1 pseudogene is annotated in these 761 nt (G+C 34.3%); it reads left to right on the top strand.

From position 1 onward, the window contains the following. The first annotated feature begins 9 nt into the window (after positions 1 to 9). Positions 10 to 366: pseudogene (locus ACFINZ_RS10595) on the top strand (helix-turn-helix domain-containing protein). The last annotated feature ends 395 nt before the right edge of the window (positions 367 to 761 follow it).

Raw genomic sequence — 761 nt, 5'->3', positions numbered from 1 at the left:
GACTTTAAAGTGCAAAACAAAAATCCGCATTTTAATGATATTTCTGTAGGCAAGAGAATTCGTTATAGAAGAAAGATGCTAGGACTTTCTTAAAAACAGTTAGGCCACTCCTTAGGAGTCACTTTCCAACAAATTCAGAAATATGAAAAAGGAATAAATCGTGTAGGAGCAGGACGTTTACAGGAAATTGCCACTCTATTGGATGTTTCTATTTCCTTTTTTTATGCGGATATTTCAACAAAAGAACATGTTTCATACCCTCGTAATAAAGGAATATCGAACAAAGAAGAAGATTTCCTTTTAAAAAGTTTTAGAGAACTTAAACCGAAAAAACAGAAGGCAATTTTGTGCTTGCTTTCCGATTAAAATTTTTAAAATCCGCTTTTTATAATAAGAAACTCTCCACCTTTCAAATTCTCATATCTGCTCCCATATACGTTCAGATGCAGCTTCTACTGCTGCAACCAATGAATAAGCATTTCTCCTCTTGTATCTTCGCTACGATGTCTCTCTGGTACGATGTCTCTGCGGTCTTTAGAGCATTTTCGAAAACAAAGACTGTTTAAATTTTCATTGCTAATACTCTAAGATTATTTTATTAATGAGATGTTTTTGGTCGATTACGCAACGATCAATAAGAGAAGTAAAACCCTAAATTCTAAAAAATTAGCTTATTATGTGAGCTTTCCTGGAATTCCGGGAGTTTTTGCTATGTCCAGGTGCTTCTTAGCACTAAAAGCAAAAAGCTGATTCGGATTCAG

The sequence above is a fragment of the Bartonella sp. AA81SXKL genome (assembly GCF_042196945.1).
GTDB lineage: Bacteria > Pseudomonadota > Alphaproteobacteria > Rhizobiales > Rhizobiaceae > Bartonella.
This window is presented reverse-complemented; position numbering and strand designations above follow the sequence as displayed.